17 protein-coding genes are annotated in these 18,426 nt (G+C 71.2%); 7 read left to right on the plus strand and 10 right to left on the minus strand.

Going from position 1 to position 18,426, the window contains the following annotated elements; translation table 11 throughout:
* Positions 1-105 precede the first annotated feature (105 nt).
* Both ABT288_RS17460 and ABT288_RS17465 read left to right on the plus strand, forming a co-directional pair.
* Positions 106-792 (plus strand): ABC transporter ATP-binding protein, encoded by a 687-nt coding sequence (locus tag ABT288_RS17460; RefSeq protein ID WP_351608274.1) that lies wholly within the window; start codon positions 106-108, stop codon positions 790-792.
* Positions 789-3,083: an FtsX-like permease family protein gene (locus ABT288_RS17465; RefSeq protein ID WP_351608104.1), complete on the plus strand. Its 2,295-nt coding sequence runs from the start codon at positions 789-791 to the stop codon at positions 3,081-3,083. Before ABT288_RS17460 ends, ABT288_RS17465 begins: the two co-directional genes overlap by 4 nt.
* A 67-nt stretch (positions 3,084-3,150) precedes the next feature.
* Here ABT288_RS17465 and ABT288_RS17470 read toward each other — a convergent pair whose 3' ends face one another.
* Positions 3,151-3,720 carry a DUF4232 domain-containing protein gene (locus ABT288_RS17470; protein WP_351608107.1) on the minus strand — a complete coding sequence of 190 codons (570 nt, stop codon included), beginning with the start codon at positions 3,718-3,720 and terminating at the stop codon, positions 3,151-3,153.
* Between the two features lie 220 nt (positions 3,721-3,940).
* Between ABT288_RS17470 and ABT288_RS17475 the strand changes: the two genes are divergently transcribed.
* The 3 genes from ABT288_RS17475 to ABT288_RS17485 are packed head-to-tail and all read left to right on the plus strand — an operon-like array spanning position 3,941 to position 6,937.
* Positions 3,941-5,212 carry an ABC transporter substrate-binding protein gene (locus ABT288_RS17475; RefSeq protein ID WP_351608110.1) on the plus strand — a complete coding sequence of 424 codons (1,272 nt, stop codon included), beginning with the start codon at positions 3,941-3,943 and terminating at the stop codon, positions 5,210-5,212.
* Positions 5,209-6,111 (plus strand): carbohydrate ABC transporter permease, encoded by a 903-nt coding sequence (locus tag ABT288_RS17480; RefSeq protein WP_351608113.1) that lies wholly within the window; start codon positions 5,209-5,211, stop codon positions 6,109-6,111. Before ABT288_RS17475 ends, ABT288_RS17480 begins: the two co-directional genes overlap by 4 nt.
* Positions 6,104-6,937 (plus strand): carbohydrate ABC transporter permease, encoded by an 834-nt coding sequence (locus ABT288_RS17485; protein ID WP_351608115.1) that lies wholly within the window; start codon positions 6,104-6,106, stop codon positions 6,935-6,937. The genes ABT288_RS17480 and ABT288_RS17485 overlap by 8 nt, the downstream gene beginning before the upstream one ends.
* Positions 6,938-6,948: 11 nt before the next feature.
* On the opposite strand, the gene ABT288_RS17490 is transcribed toward ABT288_RS17485, so the two are convergent.
* From ABT288_RS17490 to ABT288_RS17515, 6 genes are all read right to left on the minus strand, one after another.
* Positions 6,949-7,710 (minus strand): SDR family NAD(P)-dependent oxidoreductase, encoded by a 762-nt coding sequence (locus ABT288_RS17490; RefSeq protein WP_351608117.1) that lies wholly within the window; start codon positions 7,708-7,710, stop codon positions 6,949-6,951.
* 74 nt (positions 7,711-7,784) lie between these two features.
* Positions 7,785-8,369 (minus strand): TetR/AcrR family transcriptional regulator, encoded by a 585-nt coding sequence (locus ABT288_RS17495; protein WP_351608120.1) that lies wholly within the window; start codon positions 8,367-8,369, stop codon positions 7,785-7,787.
* A 53-nt stretch (positions 8,370-8,422) separates the two neighbouring features.
* Positions 8,423-8,776 (minus strand): nitrite reductase small subunit NirD, encoded by a 354-nt coding sequence (gene nirD / locus ABT288_RS17500; protein WP_351608123.1) that lies wholly within the window; start codon positions 8,774-8,776, stop codon positions 8,423-8,425.
* On the minus strand, positions 8,773-11,379 hold the full coding sequence (gene nirB, locus ABT288_RS17505; RefSeq protein WP_351608126.1) for a nitrite reductase large subunit NirB: 2,607 nt from the start codon (positions 11,377-11,379) through the stop codon (positions 8,773-8,775). The genes nirD and nirB overlap by 4 nt, the downstream gene beginning before the upstream one ends.
* A complete protein-coding gene (locus ABT288_RS17510; protein WP_351608129.1) occupies positions 11,379-12,596 on the minus strand; it encodes an NAD(P)/FAD-dependent oxidoreductase in 1,218 nt (405 codons plus the stop codon). The genes nirB and ABT288_RS17510 overlap by 1 nt, the downstream gene beginning before the upstream one ends.
* Before the next feature lie 144 nt (positions 12,597-12,740).
* Positions 12,741-13,604, minus strand: a complete 864-nt coding sequence (locus ABT288_RS17515) for an NAD(P)-dependent oxidoreductase (RefSeq protein ID WP_351608132.1) — start codon at positions 13,602-13,604, stop codon at positions 12,741-12,743.
* Positions 13,605-13,678: 74 nt separating this feature from the next.
* On the opposite strand from ABT288_RS17515, the gene ABT288_RS17520 reads away from it, so the two are divergent.
* Positions 13,679-14,044: a winged helix-turn-helix transcriptional regulator gene (locus ABT288_RS17520; RefSeq protein WP_351608135.1), complete on the plus strand. Its 366-nt coding sequence runs from the start codon at positions 13,679-13,681 to the stop codon at positions 14,042-14,044.
* Here ABT288_RS17520 and ABT288_RS17525 read toward each other — a convergent pair.
* The 3 genes from ABT288_RS17525 to ABT288_RS17535 form a co-directional block, all read right to left on the minus strand.
* Positions 14,041-14,694: a class F sortase gene (locus ABT288_RS17525; protein WP_351608138.1), complete on the minus strand. Its 654-nt coding sequence runs from the start codon at positions 14,692-14,694 to the stop codon at positions 14,041-14,043. The two genes, ABT288_RS17520 and ABT288_RS17525, sit on opposite strands and share 4 nt — an antisense overlap.
* A gap of 535 nt (positions 14,695-15,229) precedes the next feature.
* Positions 15,230-15,736: a hypothetical protein gene (locus ABT288_RS17530; RefSeq protein WP_351608141.1), complete on the minus strand. Its 507-nt coding sequence runs from the start codon at positions 15,734-15,736 to the stop codon at positions 15,230-15,232.
* Between the two features lie 214 nt (positions 15,737-15,950).
* Positions 15,951-17,600 carry a M4 family metallopeptidase gene (locus tag ABT288_RS17535; protein WP_351608143.1) on the minus strand — a complete coding sequence of 550 codons (1,650 nt, stop codon included), beginning with the start codon at positions 17,598-17,600 and terminating at the stop codon, positions 15,951-15,953.
* 139 nt (positions 17,601-17,739) lie between these two features.
* Here ABT288_RS17535 and ABT288_RS17540 point away from each other — a divergent pair, with 139 nt between their 5' ends.
* Complete coding sequence (locus tag ABT288_RS17540) at positions 17,740-18,195, plus strand: gamma-glutamylcyclotransferase family protein (protein WP_351608146.1); 456 nt, start codon at positions 17,740-17,742, stop codon at positions 18,193-18,195.
* The last annotated feature ends 231 nt before the right edge of the window (positions 18,196-18,426 follow it).

Raw genomic sequence — 18,426 nt, forward strand, 5'->3', positions numbered from 1 at the left:
CGCTGGAACAGTTCCCACAACTCGTCCGGCACCATGCGCTCGACCATCACCACACGGTGCAGACTACCCAGAACACCAAATGAGACGACGTCTTAAGGGGAAGCCATCAATACGTCAGTAGTCCTGTCCGCCGCGGGTGTCGGCCTCTTCTACGGTGACACCCCCGCGGTACGTAACGCGGAGATCTCCCTGCGTCGCGGCGAGGTGGCGGCGATCACAGGGCAGAGCGGCTCGGGCAAGTCGTCGCTGTTGTACTGCCTGGCCGGAGTGCTGCCCGTCGCCTGTGGCGAGGTCCGATTCGAGGGGCGCGTGCTCGCCGAGCTGCCCGACGAGGAACTCAGCGCCCTCCGCCGTGAGCAGTTCGGATTTGTTTTCCAGTACGGCGAACTCCTCCCCGAGCTGACCATCGAGGAGAACACAGCGCTGCCTCTTCGCCTAGCTGGAAAACGCAAGGCCCCGGCGCTCGCCGCCGCGGGCGAGGTACTCGGTCGGCTCGGCCTCGCCGATCTGCGGCGACGCCGGCCCTCTCAGGTGTCCGGAGGGCAGAACCAGCGCATCGCCGTGGCTCGCGCGTTGGTGCACCAGCCGGCCGTGGTGTTCGCCGATGAGCCCACAGGATCCCTCGACAGTGCCAACGCCACCGCTGTACTCGAGGAGTTCCTGACACTCGCACGGTCCCAGGGAACGGCGGTGGTGCTCGTCACGCACGACCAGCAGGTGGCAGCCCGAGCTGACACCCACTACACGATGCGCGACGGTTCTCTCAGCACCCTGGCCCGGGAGGCGACATGAGGGACTTGCTCCTGGGGCTGCGCCTGCTCCTGGGCAGCGGGCGAGGAAGCCGGGTGAGGTTCCTCCTCATGACCCTGGGCAGCGCGATCGGTGTGGGCTGCCTCGCTGTGGTCCTGACCATCCCGGGGATCCTGGCTGCCCAGGACGCCCGCATGGCAGCGCGCCAGCCGACCTGTGCCAGGGACTCACAGGGGCACTGCACAGGAGCCAAGGGGGCCCCACGGGAACTGACCATGACGGACCCGCTCGGTTCCCGGCCCATGACCCGCGTCTTCATGGCAGCCGGTACCAAACACATCGCACCGCCACCGGGGCTGGCGGCCCTCCCGCGCCAGGGCGAGATCTTCCTGTCTCCGCGATTGCACGAGGTGCTCCGTGGGGAGCCAGGGCTCGCCCAACTCCTCCCAGGGCGGGAGCGGGGACTCATCGGAGCCCAAGGACTCGCACATCCCGATGAGTTGTACGCGTACATCGGCGTCTCCCCGGACAGGCTCAAGGACGCCGACGGCGTAACCCTCTTCGGCACGCCCTACCCGCCGAGCCGGACAGTGGAGAGCTCGACCCTCGACATCGTGCGGTTCACCCTCGCCGGCGTCGTGTTGCTGCCACTGGGGGTCTTCCTCTCGGTGTGCGCCAGACTCTCTGCGGCCGTCCGAGTACGGCGGTTGGCCGCACTACGACTTCTCGGCTTGAGTACGAAGGCTGTTCAGCGGGTGAATGCGGCCGAGACGGTTGCTGCCGCATTGTTCGGTGCCGTGCTCGGCCTCGGTATCTACGAGCTGGTCAATCAAATGATCAGCCGTGCGGGCCTCCCCGGCTTCAAGTGGTATCCGAGTGACGGCACTCCGAGCCTCTCGACGATCCTTGTCTGCCTGCTCGGCTGCCCCGCCCTCGCATGGTTCGTGGGTCGGGCGAGTGCTCGGAAGGCGGCATTGAACCCCCTGGCCGTGCGGCGCAGTGCCGTACAGAAACCGCCCGCCAAGTGGGGGCTGCTCCCCCTCGTTCCCGGGTTGGGTATCGTCGCCGGGTACTGCGTGGTGGGTGCGACGGGCCATGCGCCGCGGGACACCCGAATGTCCGCCGTCCTCATGCCACTCGCCGTCGTACTGGTCGGTGCCGGTCTCGCCCTGACGCTTCCCCTCCTCTCACAGGTCCTTGCCCGCAGGATGGCCCATTCGAGCGACTCGCTGTCCTTGGGCCTGGCCATGCGTCGCAATGAGGCGGAACCGGGTGGTGCCCTCCGCGTGGCGACGGGCCTCGTCCTCTTGGTGTACGCGGCCTCGCTCGTCCAGGGCGTACTGATCGAACTCGACCAGATTTCCAAGCACAACTCGCCGGTACAGATCTACGGCGTCGGACTCGACGGCGTGACGGCTGAACAACAGCGCGCCTTGGAGAGCATCAGAGGCGTTCGGGGGCATGGCGTCCGAGTGCACTCGTGGACGGATCTCCGGGTCGACTCCTATCAACCCACTCTCGACGCGGTGATCGCCACATGCGGCCAGCTGCGAGCGTCGGTGCCGAAAGTGGACGGGTGTGTCGACGGACACCCCGTCCGGCTGCTCGACGCCGCCAACGGATATCGTCACGACGACGTCAAGCCGGGTGCGACCTTCCCATTTCGCTTCTGGAAGGACGGACAGCGCCGCGTTAAGCGACTGAAAGTGCCGCATGACATCCTTCGGTACCGCGACTGGAGCGACATTCAGGCGATGGACGCGGACGTCCTCGTACCACCGTCCTTCGTCCCCGCCGGTTACCGTCCCGACAGCGCCACCCTGGTTCTGGTCAGTGACTCCGACCCCGCGACCGTGCGCGACGTGCTGGACGGGATCGGCGGCGTCGATCCCACGATCGCCGTCGACCCCTACGGCATCAACGTCACCGCCCTCCAGCAGATCGCCGTCGTCAAAACCCTGCTTGCCATCGGCATGGTGCTCGGCCTGACCATCGGTGTGGCCGCCTACATGGTCGCGGCCACGGACCGGGCCATGGAACGGAGGGCACAGGTCACGGCACTGGCCTTGCTCGGTGCGCGTCCCCGCACCCTGCGAGCCGCGCAGGTCGCGCAGGTCGTGGTGCCGTTGGCCGTGGGGCTGGTGTTGGCCGTCGTCACCGGGAAGGCCGCCGAGTCCAGTTACCTCGTCACTGGAGGCGGTGCGATCTTCTGGGACGGGAAGGGCGTGCCACTGCTGCTCGCCTGTGCGTCAGGGGCCGTTGTCGTCGCCGCCCTCGGCTCCCTCCCCCTCGTCGGCCGGCGGATCGATCCGGAGTTGATTCGGCGGGACTAGGGAAGGCACAGCGACGGTGGGGCGGTACCCGGTGTGGGTGCCGCCCGTTCGGTGCTTCTGCCCCCTCTCAGAACGCGCCCTGTACGTTCACCGGCCCGACCTGGAAGACGTCGGAGCAGATCGTCCAGGGCGCCGGGACCAGGGTCGCCGTGCGGGAGGCCGGGGGGTAGACGCGCAGGTAGGTGCCGGTGCGCAGGCAGGGGCCGCCGATCGGGCCGTTGGTGGTGCGGACGACCGCCGAGGCCGAATGGGCGGGGGCGAGGGTGACCGTGCCGTACGAGCGGCCGCTGCGGGTGGCGGCCGGACCTGTCTGGTGGTGGGCGGTGTCCAGGACGCTGACGCCCGGGTAGCCGCGCAGGGCACAACTGGTCGTGTTGGTGTTGGTGAAGCGGATCGACCAGTACAGCGAACCCGCCGCGCCTTCCTTGCGGCCCATGGAGAGGTACAGGTCGCTCACGGCGCAGGTCCGGACCGTGGTCGAGGCCCGTGCCGCCGACGGGGTCGCGCTCCACGCGGCTCCCGCGGCGGTGAGGCCCAGGAGAGCGGCGGTCAGCGCGGCGGCCGCGCCGCGCCTGGGGAGCGTCCGGAGGATTCTCGGAGGATACGTGTGCGGATACGGATACGGATACCGGGACATGGTGCATCCGCCTCCATCGGGTGAAGGGGTGGATGGGTGGATGAAGGTCACTTCGTTGGATGCGCTGCGGGCCGGAAAAGTTGTGGATCGCCGCCGATGTCCCGCGAAGTCCGCCGACCGTGACATACGGCCGCAACCCGCCTTTCGTAATCGACCCGCATGGTTGATCGTTGGGCCGTGCATCGATGACGCAGAGAACCGACGTCAGGGGGCACCGACGATGACGATGAGCCGTAGGGGAGTGCTGGCCGCGGGAGCCGGGACGGCGGCAGGGGCCGGGTTGCTCGCCGGCTGCGGGTCCAACACCGGGCGCGGGGGCGGGGACGGCAAGGGGACGGAGCTGTCGCAGTGGTACCACCAGTACGGTGAGCCCGGTACCGAGCAGGCCGTGGAGCGGTATGCCGGCGCCTACCGCAAGGCGCGCGTCAGCGTGCAGTGGCGGCCGGGGAACTACGACCAGCAGACCGCCGCCGCCCTGCTCACCGACTCCGGGCCGGACGTCTTCGAGGTCAACGGGCCGACGCTGGACCAGATCCAGGGCGGTCAGGTCGTCGACCTCACCGAGCTCGTCAAGGATGTCAGGGACGATTTCGATCCGGCCGTGCTCGCGCCCAAGACGTACGACGGCCGGGTCTGGGGCGTTCCGCAGGTCATCGACATGCAGATGCTCTACTACCGGAAGAGCCTGCTGAGGGACGCCGGCGTCGAGCCGCCGGACACGCTCGACGCCCTCGTGGAGGCGGCCCGCAGGCTCACCGGCAGCAAGGTCAAGGGGCTGTTCCTGGGGAACGACGGGGGAGCCGGTGTGCTCGGCGGTACGCCCCTGTATGCCGCCGGGCTGCAGCTCGTCACCGAGGACGGCAAGGTCGGCTTCGACGACCCCGCCGCCGCCCGCACCCTCGGCAAGCTCCACCGGCTGTACGCCGACAAGTCCCTCCTCCTCGGCGCGCCCGCCGACTGGTCCGACCCGTCCGCCTTCACCCAGGGGCTGACCGCGATGCAGTGGTCCGGGCTGTGGGCGCTGCCGCAGATCCAGAAGGAGCTGGGGGACGACTTCGGAGTCCTTCCCTTTCCCAAGGACGGCGGCCAGGGCAGGCCCGCCGTACCCGTCGGGGCCTACGGTGCCGCCGTCAGCGCGCGCAGCAAGCACAAGGAGGCCGCCAAGGAGTTCGTGCGGTGGCTGTGGGTGCAACGCACCGACTTCCAGGAGGACTTCGCGCTGTCGTACGGCTTTCACATCCCGGCCCGGATCTCCCTCGCCAGGAGGGCCACCCGGTTGCGGTCGGGGGCCGCCGCCGAGGCCGTGCGTTTCACCACCGACCACGGCTGCGCCCAGCCGCTGCTGTGGACCCCGGCCGCCCAGACCGCCTACCAGGACGCGCTCAGCCGGATCATCGGCAGCGGGGCGAGTCCGGAGGGTGAACTGCGGGCCGTCGTACGGAAGGTGGCCGCAGAACTCGACCGCGTGAAGAACGTGAAGAAGACGTCGTGAGGCGCCGCAGGACCCTCTGGTTCTGGGTGTTCGTCGGGCCGTTCGCGCTCGGGCTCGCGCTGTTCACCTGCGTTCCGCTGCTGTGGAGCGTGGGCCTGAGCTTCTTCGACGCGCACAACACCGTCACGCCCACGCACTTCGTCGGGCTGGACAACTACACCGCGATGCTGAAGGACAACGCGTTCGTCGCCAGCCTGCGGACCTTTCTCCTCTTCACCGCCTTCATCGTGCCGGTCACGTACCTCCTTTCCCTCGCCCTCGCCCTGATGGTCAACCGCCTGGCACACGCTCGCGCGTTCTTCCGGTCGGTCTTCTTCCTTCCGGCCGCGTGCAGTTACGTCGTCGCCGCGCTGGTGTGGAAGATGTCGCTCTTCAACGGGGTGCGGTTCGGGCTCGCCAACACCGTCCTCGGCTGGGTCGGCCAGGATCCCGTCGCCTGGCTGGCCGGCACCGATCCGCCCTGGTACTGGCTGGTCATCGTGACCGTACGGCTGTGGCTGCAGGCCGGGTTCTACATGATCCTGTTCCTGGCCGGGCTGCAGCGGATCGACCCGGTGCTGTACGAGGCGGCCGCCGTCGACGGGGCCCGGCCGGGCTGGACGGTGCTGCGGCACATCACCCTGCCGCAGCTGCGGGCCACCTCGGTCGCGGTGGTGCTGCTGCTCGTCGTCAACGCCTTCCAGGCCTTCGACGAGTTCTACAACCTGCTCTCGGACGCGCGGGGGTATCCGCCCTACGCCCGGCCGCCGCTGGTCTACCTCTACTACACCGCCCTCGGGCAGGGGCAGAACCTCGGGCTGGGCAGCGCGGGCGCGGTGATCCTCGCGCTGATCATCGCGGTCGTCACGGTGGGGCAGGCGCGGTGGCTGCGGCTGGGGAGGACGGACGCCGATGGATGACGCCCTGGTACGGGTGGGACGGGCACTCAGGCTGGTCCTGCTGATCGCGCTCGCCCTGCTGTTCCTGATCCCCTTCTATCTGCTGGTGCGCAACGGCCTGTCCAGCGAGCAGGACATCACCTCGCCCGAATGGGCCTTCTTCCCGGGCGAGTTGAGGTGGGGGAATGTCCGGGAGCTGTTCGAGGACCCGTCCGTCCCGTTCGCCCGCTCGCTGCTGAACTCCGCGCTGATCGCCGTCGCGACCACCCTGGGCACCCTGCTCCTGGCCTCCCTCGCCGGTTACGGCCTCGCCCGCATCCCCTACCGGCACGCGAACAAGGTCTTCTACGGCATCCTCGGCACGCTGATGGTCCCGGCCGCCGTCACCTTCGTACCCAGCTTCGTGCTGGTGTCGTCGCTGGGCTGGATCTCCACCTATCGGGGGCTGGTCGTCCCGACGCTGTTCTCGGCGTTCGCCTGCTTCGTGTTCCGGCAGTACTTCCTCGGCTTCCCCCGGGAGTTGGAGGACGCGGCGCAGGTCGACGGGCTCGGGTACTGGCGCACGTACTGGCTGGTGGTCGTGCCGAACGCGCGGCCGGTGTTCGCCGCCGTCGGGACCATCGTGTTCCTCGGCGCCTGGAACTCCTTCCTGTGGCCGCTGGTCATCGGGCAGGACCAGAGTGCCTGGACGGTGCAGGTGGCGCTGTCGTCGTTCACCACGTCCCAGGTGATCCGGCTGCACGAACTGTTCGCCGCGGCCGTCGTGTCGATCCTGCCGCTGCTGCTGGTGTTCCTGTGCTTCCAGCGGTGGATCGTGGCGGGGGTGGAGCGTTCGGGGATCGACTGACCCCCGACGGTTCACAGTGTTGCGCCGCTGTCCACCACCAGATCGGTGCCGACGACGGAGGCCGCGTCGTCCGAGGCCAGGTAGAGGACGGCGGCGGCGATCTCCCGGGTGGTGGCGATGCGGCCGAGCGGGAGGGCGGCCCGCGCGCGCTCGGCCCGGTCCGCCTCGCTCTCGCCGGAACGCAGGGACATGGAGGTCTCGGTGGCACCGGGGCTGACGACGTTGATCCGGACGCCGTCGCGGATGTGGTCCAGCGCGGCGCCCCGGCTGAGCGCGGTCACGGCGGCCTTGGTCGCGGCGTAGGCGGCGGCCCCGGGGGAGGCGGTGTGCAAGCCGAAGGTGGAGGAGATGTTCACGATCGCGCCGCCCCCCGGCTGGGTGCGCATCCGGCGGATCTGCGCCTGGAGGGCCAGGAAGACGCCGGTGACGTTGGTCGCGAGCTGGGTGTGCCAGTCCTCCTCCGGGAGGTCCGTGATCGGCCGGCCGCCGCGGAAGACGCCCGCGTTGTTGACCGCCACGTCGAGCGAGCCGAAGTTCTCGACCGCGGCGCGGACCAAGGTCTCCGCGGCCTCCGCGTGGGCGACGTCGGCGCTCACCGCGAGGGCCTTGCCGCCCTGTTCCTCGATCAGCCGGACGGTCTCCGTCAAGGGCTCGGGCCGCCGGCCGGCGACGACCACCTGGGCCCCTTCGGCGGCGAAGGCGAGGGCGACGGTCCGGCCGATGCCGGATCCGGCGCCGGTGACCAGTGCCGTCCGGCTGGTGAAGCGAGCCATGGTGATCTCCTTTATTTAGAACGATCGGTTCAGTATGGGGGTGTGAAAAAACGCCCTCGGGCGGAGGGCGTTCGTCAATCGAGCAGCGCCAGCGCCTGCTCCGCCGCGTCCCGGACCCGGGCGGGGTCCGCCGACGCCTTGCCGACGACCCGCAGGCCCTGCATCAGCACCAGCAGCGTGCGGGCCAGGGCGAGCGGATCGCGGTCGGCCGGCAGTTCGCCCTGGTTCTGGGCGCGGACCAGCGCGGAATGCAGCAGTGTCTCCAGGTGGTCCCAGTTGCGCTCGACGCGCCGGGCGGCCGCCGGGTCGCGCGGGGCCAGCTCGGCGGCCGTGTTGGTGATCAGGCAGCCGTGCAGCCGCAGCCGCTCGTCGGCCGCCTCCGCCGCGTACCGGCGTACGACCGCGCGTACGGCCGGCAGGGCGGGGCCCGCCTGGGACAGCTCCCGCACGATCCGGGTGAGCCCCGACTCCTCGTAGCGCTCCAGCGCCTTCAGGTACAGCTCGTGCTTGTTCCCGAAGGTCGCGTACAGACTCGCCCTGCCGATGCCGAGGTGCTCGACCAGGTCGGCCATCGACGTCGCCTCGTAGCCGCGCCGCCAGAACAGCTCCAGGGCCGACTGCAGCGCGGCGTCCGGATCGAACTCCTTGGTCCTGGCCACGTACCGCAGCCTAGGCTTTCTGTAACGATCGGTCAAACAAACCGGGGCGGGGGCTAGGCCGCCCGCACCTCGTACGCGGCCACCCGCACCTCCCCGTCGTCCAGGCACTCCCCGCTGACCAGGTCGAAGCGCTGCTTCAGCAGGGGTGATGCCACGAAGGGGCGGCTCTGGTGGGTGCCGGTCAGGCCGCGGGAGAGGACGGCCGCGCCGGTGAAGGGGTCGCGGTTGTCGACGGCGTACAGGCGGCCGGCGCGGTCCCGGAAGAGGGCCACCTGGCGGCCGTCCGGCAGCAGGGCGGCCACCCCGCGGCCCGGGGTGAGCGCGCTCAGGTCGCAGGCCGTGAACCAGTCGTCGTCGGTGAGCCGGAGCTGGACCTTCAGGTCGGTGGTCTCGACAGCCAGGGTCATCGGGCGCTTCCTTCCAGGACGTCGTCGGCGGGCCGCAGGCCGATGCTCAGCAGCGGCAGGTCGGGCTTGATCTGGTCGCGCTCGGGGACGAAGGCGACGACCGGGTCCGGGGTGTCCGGGGCGTTCACGAAGGACACGAACCGGGCGAGCTTCTCGGGGTCGTTGATGGTCTCCGCCCACTCGTCGCGGTAGTGGGAGACGTGCGCCCGCATCAGCTGCTCCAGCTCGTCGCAGATGCCGAGCGAGTCGTGCACCACCACGTCCCGTACGTGGTCCAGGCCGCCCGGGATCCGCTCCAGCCACACGCTCGTGCGCTCCAGGCGGTCGGCCGTGCGGATGTAGAACATCAGGAAACGGTCGATCAGACGGACCAGTTCCGCGTCGGAGAGGTCCTGGGCCAGCAGGTCCGCGTGGCGCGGGGTGGCGCCGCCGTTGCCGCCGACGTACAGGTTCCAGCCGTTGGCCGTGGCGATCACCCCGAAGTCCTTCGACTGGGCTTCGGCGCACTCGCGCTGACAGCCGGAGACCGCCGACTTCAGCTTGTGCGGGGAGCGCAGGCCCCGGTAGCGCAGCTCCAGGTCGATCGCCATGCGGACCGAGTCCTGAACGCCGTAGCGGCACCAGGTCTGCCCCACGCACGACTTCACCGTGCGCAGCGCCTTGCCGTAGGCGTGGCCCGACTCGAAGCCGGCGTCCACCAACCGGGCCCAGATCAGCGGCAGTTGCTCGACCCGCGCGCCGAACATGTCGATGCGCTGGCCGCCGGTGATCTTCGTGTAGAGGCCGAAGTCCCGGGCGATCTCGCCGATCACGATCAGCTTCTCGGGCGCGATCTCGCCGCCGGGGATGCGCGGCACGACCGAGTACGAGCCGTTCCTCTGCAGGTTGGCCAGGAAGTGGTCGTTGGTGTCCTGCAGGGCGGCCTGCTCGCCGTCCAGGACATAGCCGCTCGCGCCGATCGCCGGGGCGAGGGAGGCGATGATCGAGCCGACCGCCGGCTTGCAGGTCTCGCAGCCGTCGCCGCCCCGGGCGCCCTCGCGGCCGTAGCGGTCCAGCAGCTCCTGGTACGACGTGATGCGCAGCGCGAGGACGATCTCGTAGAGCTCCGCGCGGGTCTGGGGGAAGCAGCCGCACAGGCCCTTGTCGACCTCGACGCCGGACGCCTCCAGCTCGGCGTTGACGAGCCGGCCGAGCACCTTGACGCAACTGCCGCACCCCGTACCGGCCTTGGTGCACTTCTTCACCTCGGGCACGGTGGTGCACCTGTGCTCCGTGACCGCGCCCCGGATCGTGCCCTTGCTGACGTTGTGACAGGAGCAGATGATCGCCTCGTCCGGGAGCGCGGACGGGCCCAGCTGGGCCCCCGAGTCGGCTCCGGCGGGCAGGACGAGCGACTCGGGGGAGACGGGGGGCACCGAGCCGGTCAGGGCGCGCAGGGTGCCGTACGCCTCCGCGTCGCCGACCAGGATGCCGCCGAGCAGCGTCCCGTCCGGGCCGATGACCAGCTTCTTGTACAGGCCGGCGCGGGAGTCGGAGTAGACGACGTCCAGACAGCCCTCGGTGGTGCCGTGCGCGTCGCCGAAGGACGCCACGTCCACGCCGAGCAGCTTCAGCTTGGTGGACAGGTCGGCGCCGACGAAAGCGGCCTCGTCGGAGGCGATCGTCGCCGCGGCCGTCTGCGCCTGCTCGTAGCCGGGCGCCACCAGGCCGTACACCCGGCCGTCCGCCGCCAGCGCGCACTCGCCGATCGCGAAGACGTGAGGGTCGCCGACGGTACGGCACTGCTCGTCCACCGTGATGCCGCCGCGCTCGCCGACCGTCAGGCCGCAGTCCCGGGCCAGCTGGTCGCGGGGGCGGACACCGGCGCTGAACACCACCATGTCCGTGGGGAGTTCGGAACCGTCGGACAGCCTCATGCCGGTGACCGCGCCGGACGCGTCCGTGACGATCTCCTGCGTGCCCACGCCCGTGTGCACGCTCAGACCCATGCCCGCGATGGTCCGCAGCAGCGCCGCGCCACCCCCCTCGTCGACCTGCACCGGCATCAGGCGCGGCGCGAACTCCACGATGTGCGTGGCCAGTCCGAGCCCCTTGAGCGCGCCGGCCGCCTCCAGGCCGAGCAGGCCGCCGCCGACCACGGCGCCGGTCGTCGCCCGCGTCTTCGCGTACTCCTCGATGGCGAGGAGGTCCTCGATGGTCCGGTAGACGAAACAGCCGGTCGCGTCCTTGTTCGGGACCGGGGGCACGAACGGGCAGGACCCGGTGGCCAGCACGAGGGTGTCGTACGCGAAGACCTGGCCGGACCTCGCGGTGACCGTCCTCGTCTCGCGGTCGATCGTCTCCGCCGGGTCGCCGACGTACAGCTCGATGCCGTGGTCCTTGATGAACCCCATGTCGGTCATGGAGAGGTCCTCGGCGGTCCTGCCCGAGAAGTACGAGGTGAGGGCGACGCGGTCGTACGCGGGACGCGGCTCCTCGCACAGCACGACCACGCGGTGCGTGGCGGTCAGGCCGCGCTCGGCGAGCGCTTCGAGGAAGCGCTGGCCGACCATGCCGTGGCCGACGAGCACGATCGTGGGGGTGGCCCCCAGGGCGGTGGTCATCAGGAGCCTCCATCATTGGTGAGCAGGTGGAGCAGGGGGCCGCCGTCGGCGGGGAGCGGCTCTGCTCCCTCCCAGGCGCGGGCGAGCGCGCCGACGGTGCCGAGTTCGCCGACGAGGACCCCGCCGACCAGGCGGTCCTCGCGGACGACGACCTTGCGGTAGGTGCCGCGGGTGGCGTCGGCGAGCCGTACGACGTCGTCGCCGGGACGCGCCTCGGTCTCGCCGAACGCGGCCAGGTCGAACGGGGAGCCCGGGCCGGTGAGGGTCAGCCGGGTCAGGGAACGGGTGCCGGAGTACCGGGCACCGGGGTTGCCCGCGAGCAGCTCGGCGAGGGCGTCGGCCTGTTCCACGGCGGGTGCCGCGAGGCCGTAGACCGTGCCGTCGTGCTGGACGCAGTCGCCGACGGCGTGGATGTGCGGGTCGGAGGTGCGCAGTGCGTCGTCGACGAGGATGCCCTGGTGCACGGCGAGACCGGCCTGTTCGGCCAGTCCGGTGCGCGGCCGTACCCCGCAGGCGAGGACGACGAGGTCGGCGTCGAGGGCGTAACCGTCGGCCATCTCCACCGAGCGGACGGCGCCCGCGACGCAGCGCACGTCCCGCACCCGGCACTCGGTGTGCACCTCGACGCCCAGGTCGGTCAGGTGCCGCAGCACCAGCCGGGAGGCGTCCGGGTCCAGCTGGCGTTCCATGAGCCGCTCGGCCTGCTGGGCGAGGACCACCTGGGCGCCGCGCACGGCGAGCGCGCGGGCGGCGGACACACCGAGCAGCCCGCCGCCGATGACGACCGCGCGCGCACCCGGCCGGACCGCCTTCGCCAGCCCCTGGCAGTCGTCCATCGTACGGAACGCGTGGACGCCCTCCGGAAGTTGGTGATCCGGGGTGAACAGACCGCGCAGCGGCGGCAGCACCGGATTGGACCCGGTGGCGAGAACCAGCGTGTCGTATGCGATCGAGGAGCCGTCGGAGCACTCGACGGTCCGGGCACCCCGGTCGACACGGGTGACCCGGGCGCGCAGCAGGTCCTCGGGCGCCGGCAGGGCGATCACCTCGGGGGCGTACCGTCCGGCCAGCACCTCGGCGAGCAGCACCCGGTTGTACGGCGGGTGCTCCTCCTCGCCGACGAGCAGCGCGGGCACGCCCAGCTCGCCGAGCCGCAGGGCGAGCCGTACGCCCGCGAGGCCGGCGCCGATCACCACCACACGCGTATTCGAGGTCATGCCCTTGAGCGTGCGGTCCCGACGTTACCCGGCCGCATCACGCCTGTTTCCCGTGAGGAACGCTGCCCTCAGCGGGGGCGGGCGGGGGGTGTGAGGGGTCCGTGCGCGGGCGGGGGAGGGCTGTGAGGAGGCGCGGACCGGACCTCAGCGACGCAGCAGGTCCACCAGGCCTGCGGTGTCCTCCTGGCCGTGACCGTCGGCGAGACGCCGGGCCATCAGGTCCAGGAACGGGGTGAGCAGCTCCGCGCTCACCCCCTGCTCCTGCGCCGTACGCAGCAGGGTTCCGGCGCCCGCGACCTGCATGGCCAGGGGGGAGACCACCCCGCTCGTGCGGTCGCCGCTGTCCAGCCGCTCGGCCGTCCGGTGGGCCATGCCGGCCATCGCGTCCAGCCAGGGCACGAGCACGTCCGCGAACTCCCCCGGCGCCACGTCCGCCCCGCGCACCAGGGCGAAGGCGTGCGTGATGCCGGCGAACATGCCGTACATGGCGCTCAGCAGGGCCACGTCGTGCAGCGCGGCGAGGCCGGGGTCGGCACCGACGTACCGGGTGCCGGCCGGCACGGCGAGCGTGCCCCGGGTCTCCTCGAACAGCTCCCGGTGGCCGCTGTAGAAGACGTACGCGCCGGGCGTGCCGATCAGCGGCGGTACGGCCATGATCCCGCCGTCCAGCAGGCGCGCGCCGCGCTCCTCGGCCCAGGCGGCCCGGGCGCGGGCGTCGGCGGGGGTGCCGGTGGTGAGGTTCACCAGGTCCCGGCCGGTCAGGTCGGCGTCCGCCAGGGCGCTGCCCACGGAGGCGTCGTCCAGCAGACAGACGACGGTGAGCCGGTTCACGGCCACCGCCTCCGCCGCGCTCCCGGCGGCCACCGCGCCCTCGGCGGTGAGGGCGGCGGTGCGTTCGGGGGTGCGGTTCCAGACGGTCAGGGGGTGCCCGGCGGCCAGCCAGGCCCGGCCGAGCGCGGTGCCCATCGTGCCGGTGCCGAGCAGGGTCAGGGGTGAGATGTCGGTCATGACGGCTAGGCTCGCCGGGGGAGCCGCCCGGCGTAAGTACCCACTTGGAAGTGGGTGGTTACCCGGAGGAAAGGATGCAGGCCACGAAGGGGGAGGGCATGCCGGTCGGACGACGGCCCGGGGCGTACGTCTGCGGAATCGACGCGGCGATGGACGTCATCGGCGGCAAGTGGAAGGGGCTCATCCTCTGGGCGCTGCAGGAACGCCCGCACCGCTTCGGCGAGTTGCGCAGGGCCCTGCCCGGCGTCACGGAGAAGGTGCTCGCCGCGCAGCTGCGCGAGCTGGAGGCCGACGGGATCGTGCACCGCGAGGAGTACGAGGAGGTGCCGCCGCGGGTCGAGTACGCGTTGACACGGCGGGGCGCCCTGCTGAACGAGGCACTGGCGCCGCTCGGGGCGTGGGGGAGGGAGCATGTCCTCGGCGGCGAGACGGCACACTAGTGCGCCGAAGGGGCGCGGCTCCCGGTCAGGTGCGCGAAGACGACCACGTTGCCCAGGTAGCCGGTGGCCCTCGAGTAGCCGCCGCCGCAGGTGATCACACGGAGTTCGGGGCGGGGCGCCGCGCCGTAGACCTTCTCGTCGGGGAAGTTGTTCGCCGCGTACACCTCCACCGCGTCCACGGTGAACACGGCCACGGAGCCGTCCCGGCGGTCCACCTCGATGCGGGTGCCCCGTTTCAGTGCGCCCAGGTCGTAGAAGACGGCGGGGCCCTCGGCGTTGTCGACATGGCCGGCGACGATCGCGGTGCCCGTCTCGCCGGGTATGGTGCCGGCCTCGTACCAGCCGGCGAGGTTCTTGTTCTGGGCCGGGGGGACGTCCAGGCTGCCGGAGCGGGTCAGGGCCAGGCCCATCAGCGGGGCGTTCACGCGGATCGCCGGGATGCGGATGCGGGTGGGCGTGGAGGGGGCGAGGGCGGGGGCCGCGAGCCGCTCGCGTCCCGGTTCCGGGCGCCCCTCGGCCGCGGCGGGCTGCGGCGGCGTGTGCGTCCCGGCGCCGCCGCCGAGCAGCCACACCCCGGAACCGAGGGCCACGACGGTGACCGCGGCTATCGCGGTGTCGCCGAGCCTGTCGCGCTTGGTTCTGGTGCGCATACGAACCCTTCTCCCGGGGGCGGATCCCCGAGGACCCGGGGCGGCCGCCGAAGACCCGGAGGCCGGACCCGAATACCGGGGGGCCGGACCCGAATACCGGGGGCCGGACCCGAATACCGCGGGCCGGACCCCAGACACCGGGGCCGGACCCCAGACACCGGGGGCGGGCCCCGAAACAACCAGGGTCCGGGCCCCCGAAGACCGGGGCCGTCCCCAAGCACTGGGGGCCCCGAACTCCGGGGACCGGGCCCCGGATACCCGGGGGCAGACCCCCAAGACCGGGGGTGGGCCCCAGACACCGGGGGCGGGCCCCGGACAACCGGGGGCCGGGCCCCCGAAGACCGGGGGCGGGCCCCGAACTCCGGGGGCCGGAGCCTCGAAGGCCCGGGGGCCGGACCCGAAGACCGGGGGCCTGGCCCCCGAGGGCCGGGGGCTCGACCGTCCTTGGCTCCCTCCCCCTCCGGGCCACGAGGGGCATCGGACCCGGAGGGGGCGGGATGTGCGGTACCGGCTGACGGACAGCGGAGGGTGTCCGTCAGAACCCGTCGCCTCTCGCCCGGCGATGCAGGAGCCAGGTACCGCCCGCGGCGGCGACGGCCAGCGCCGTCACACCCGCCGCGGTTTTCACGGGGTCGGTGCCGAGTGCGCCGCCGACCCCCGTCTTCACGCTTCCTCGCGGCTGCACCTGCTCGTGCGCCGCGCTCAGGGTCACCACCAGGTCGCCGGTCACCTGCCGCTTGCCCTCCGCACACTTGGCGACGATCTCGTACGTCCCCGGCTGCGCGCCCTCCGGCACCTGGAACTGTCCGATCGCCTCGCCGTCGTGCGAGCTGGGCGCCAGTGTGAAGGTGCCGGCGCCGACGGCGCTCGCGTCCCCGACCGCCGAGCCCTTGTCGCCGCACGCGGCGGTGTTCACCGAGACCTGGCCGCCGGGCGCCACGCCGGAGGGGTACACGTCCAGGCTGCCGGTGCCGGCCCAGGCGGGTGTGGCTGCCGCCACGATGAGCGCGGTACCGGCCAGCAGACGGGCGATGCGTCGCATGGTGCTCCCCAGGTCTCGCGTCTCGGTCTGTCCCTTACCGAGGTAAGTCGCAGTCCGGGAGCCGCGCTCCCTGATGGCCCGTCAGAATTGCGGTGAACGGGTGTCCTCCCCGGCCCCCACACGGCCCAGCCCCCGCCGGATTCCGGCAGGTCGCAGGAGTGCGGGGGCCCCAGAGGAATGACCGGTATGAAGAAAACACGAATGGAGGCGGCCGTCAGTTCACGTTGACGGCGCTCCAGGCCGCCGCCACCGCGTCGTACTCCGTGCTGCCCGCGCCGTACAGGTCCTTGGCGGCGTTCAGCGTCGCCGTCCTCGCCCCGGCGTAGTTCGTGGAGGAGGTCATGTAGACCGTCAGCGCCCGGTACCAGATCCGGCCGACCTTGTCCCGGCCGATGCCGGTGACCGTGGAGCCGTTGTAGGTGGGGGAGTCGTAGCTGACCCCGTTGATGGTCTTCGGACCGCTGCCCTCCGCCAGCAGATAGGCGAAGTGGTTGGCGACACCGGAGGAGTAGTGGACGTCGAGGTTCCCGACCGACGAACTCCAGTAGTCCGCGGAGTTGCCGTCCTTGGACGGCTTGTCCATGTAGCGCAGGGCGGTGTGGCCGAAGCCGGGCTTCACGATCTTCTCGCCGATGAGGTAGTCACCGGGGTCGGACGGGTTGTTCGCGTACCACTCCACCATCGTGCCGAGGATGTCCGAGGTGGCCTCGTTGAGGCCGCCGGACTCGCCCGAGTAGGTCAGCGCGGCCGTCTTGGAGGTGACTCCGTGGGTCATCTCGTGCCCGGCGACGTCGAGGGCGACCAGCGGACCGAAGGTGGTCCCGTCACCGTCGCCGTACGTCATGCAGAAGCAACTGTCGTCCCAGAAGGCGTTGTTGTAGTTGCTGCCGTAGTGGACGCGGTTGTACGAGCCCTTGCCGTCGCCCGCGATGCCGTTGCGCCCCTGGACGTTCTTGTAGTAGTCCCAGGTCATGTCGGTGCCGTACTGGGCGTCGACGGCGGCCGAGGCGCGGTCGGAGGTGGTGCCGGTGCCCCAGTGGTTGTCGGCGTCCGTGAACAGGTCCGCGGGCGCCCGGCTGAAGCAGATGCCGAAGAAGCACAGGTCCGTCTTGCCCTCGGCGTCGCCGGTGTAGGTGTTGCCGCGTGTCGGGTCCTTGAGCTGGTACGACGATCCCGACTGGGTCGTCTCCAGCGGCACCGTCCCGCTGTACAGCGACTTTCCGTCGCCGGCGGCGGTCTCGATGCTGTCCCAGGCGTCGATCTGGCGGCCGGTGCGGGCGTCGGTCAGCACGGTCCGGGCTACCGGGTTGCCGAGCGAGTCCAGGCCGGCCGCGGTGGTGCGCCAGGCGAGCCTCGGGGTGCCGTGCAGGGCGTCGACGATCAGCTCGGGCCTGGCCTTGACCTGCTTGAGCGCATCACCGAGGTTGGCGGCGCGCAGGGCGTTCACGGCGAGGTCGGTGGCCTTGGACGCCGGGACCGCCGGGAGGATCGAGCCGAGGGATATGGTCCCGCGGGTCGCCCGGTTCGCGCTGCGGTAGGCACCGTTCGGGGCCAGGTGGACCACGAAGTCGCCGCCCAGTACGGGCAGTCCGTGGTAGGTGCGGTCGTAGCGGACGTGCTGGGTGCCGTTCCTGTCCACGATCACGTCGCGGACGCTGGTGTCCTCGGCGGAGGTCAGGCCCAGGCTCGCGGCATGGGCCAGGAGTGCCGACGCCGCGTGCTGGATCGCGGCGGCCCTGGTCGGTCTGGCGTCGGCGTGGGCGGCGGGGGAGAGGGCCACGGACAGCAGGGTCGCGGTGGTGACGGCGACGCCGGCGGTGGTGAGACGACGGGATCCTCGGACGTGCTGGCGTATCCGGCTCATGGATCTCCTCGGGGAAGCGCCCGTCAAGGCGTGGGGGCGGCGCTGATGTACCCAGTGATTCAAGGGGCCCTGACATGTCATGTCCATAGCTCCTTCATGGAGATGTGTGGGGAGCCGAAGGGGGTAGAGAATCGTTTCCGTGATCACCGAGAAGAACGAGAACGACCCCGAGGAGCCCGGAACCCCGCTGCCCTTCTTCGTCTACGGCACGCTCCGCCCCGGCGAGGCCAACCACGACCTGTTCCTGCGGGGCCGCACCGCCTGGGAGGAACCGGCCCGCCTGCGGGACGCCGCGCTGTACGACGGCCCCGGCTATCCCTACGCCGTGGAGCGGGCGGGCGGCGAGGTCCGGGGCGAACTGATCACCGCCCGGCCGGAGTCGTACGCCGAACTGCTCGCCGCGCTGGACCGCCTGGAGGAGTACACCCCGGGCGACCCCCGCAACCTCTATGAACGCGCGGCGCGCACCGTCCTGCGCACCGCCGACGGCACGACCGCCCTCGCCTGGGTCTACCTGGCCGCCCCGCCCGTCGCCGCCCGGCTGCGTGCCGAGGGAAAACCGATCGAGGACGGCGACTGGCTGTCTGGGCGCTGAATCGGGCGAGCAGCGTCAGCCCCTCCGGCACCACGATCCCGAACTCCTCCAGATGGCACTCGGCAGTGGTCCGCTGGAGGTACGGGCGCCTGGTGAAGGGGGAGCGGGGGTTGGTGCCGACGTGCCGGTCGAACACCTCGTGGTCCGGGGCGGCGAACGGCTCCAGGGCGAACGCGTACTGGCCCACCCAGTCCTGCTCCTGGCGCTCGTACGTCTGCAACTCCAGCAGTT

Origin of the sequence: Streptomyces sp. NPDC001093, assembly GCF_040298985.1 — a bacterium.
Classification (GTDB): Bacteria; Actinomycetota; Actinomycetes; order Streptomycetales; family Streptomycetaceae; genus Streptomyces.

Excerpts from the sequence above, each read along its gene's own strand:
- ABT288_RS17530 (WP_351608141.1), bottom strand. The coding sequence starts at position 15,736 with ATGCGACGCATCGCCCGTCTGCTGGCCGGTACCGCGCTCATCGTGGCG.
- ABT288_RS17490 (WP_351608117.1), bottom strand. The coding sequence starts at position 7,710 with ATGGCTCGCTTCACCAGCCGGACGGCACTGGTCACCGGCGCCGGATCC.
- ABT288_RS17525 (WP_351608138.1), bottom strand. The coding sequence starts at position 14,694 with ATGCGCACCAGAACCAAGCGCGACAGGCTCGGCGACACCGCGATAGCC.
- ABT288_RS17535 (WP_351608143.1), bottom strand. The coding sequence starts at position 17,600 with ATGAGCCGGATACGCCAGCACGTCCGAGGATCCCGTCGTCTCACCACC.
- ABT288_RS17515 (WP_351608132.1), bottom strand. The coding sequence starts at position 13,604 with ATGACCGACATCTCACCCCTGACCCTGCTCGGCACCGGCACGATGGGC.
- ABT288_RS17470 (WP_351608107.1), bottom strand. The coding sequence starts at position 3,720 with ATGTCCCGGTATCCGTATCCGTATCCGCACACGTATCCTCCGAGAATC.
- nirB (WP_351608126.1), bottom strand. The coding sequence starts at position 11,379 with ATGACCACCGCCCTGGGGGCCACCCCCACGATCGTGCTCGTCGGCCAC.
- ABT288_RS17485 (WP_351608115.1), top strand. The coding sequence starts at position 6,104 with ATGGATGACGCCCTGGTACGGGTGGGACGGGCACTCAGGCTGGTCCTG.
- ABT288_RS17465 (WP_351608104.1), top strand. The coding sequence starts at position 789 with ATGAGGGACTTGCTCCTGGGGCTGCGCCTGCTCCTGGGCAGCGGGCGA.
- ABT288_RS17520 (WP_351608135.1), top strand. The coding sequence starts at position 13,679 with ATGCAGGCCACGAAGGGGGAGGGCATGCCGGTCGGACGACGGCCCGGG.
- nirD (WP_351608123.1), bottom strand. The coding sequence starts at position 8,776 with ATGACCCTGGCTGTCGAGACCACCGACCTGAAGGTCCAGCTCCGGCTC.
- ABT288_RS17475 (WP_351608110.1), top strand. The coding sequence starts at position 3,941 with ATGACGATGAGCCGTAGGGGAGTGCTGGCCGCGGGAGCCGGGACGGCG.
- ABT288_RS17510 (WP_351608129.1), bottom strand. The coding sequence starts at position 12,596 with ATGACCTCGAATACGCGTGTGGTGGTGATCGGCGCCGGCCTCGCGGGC.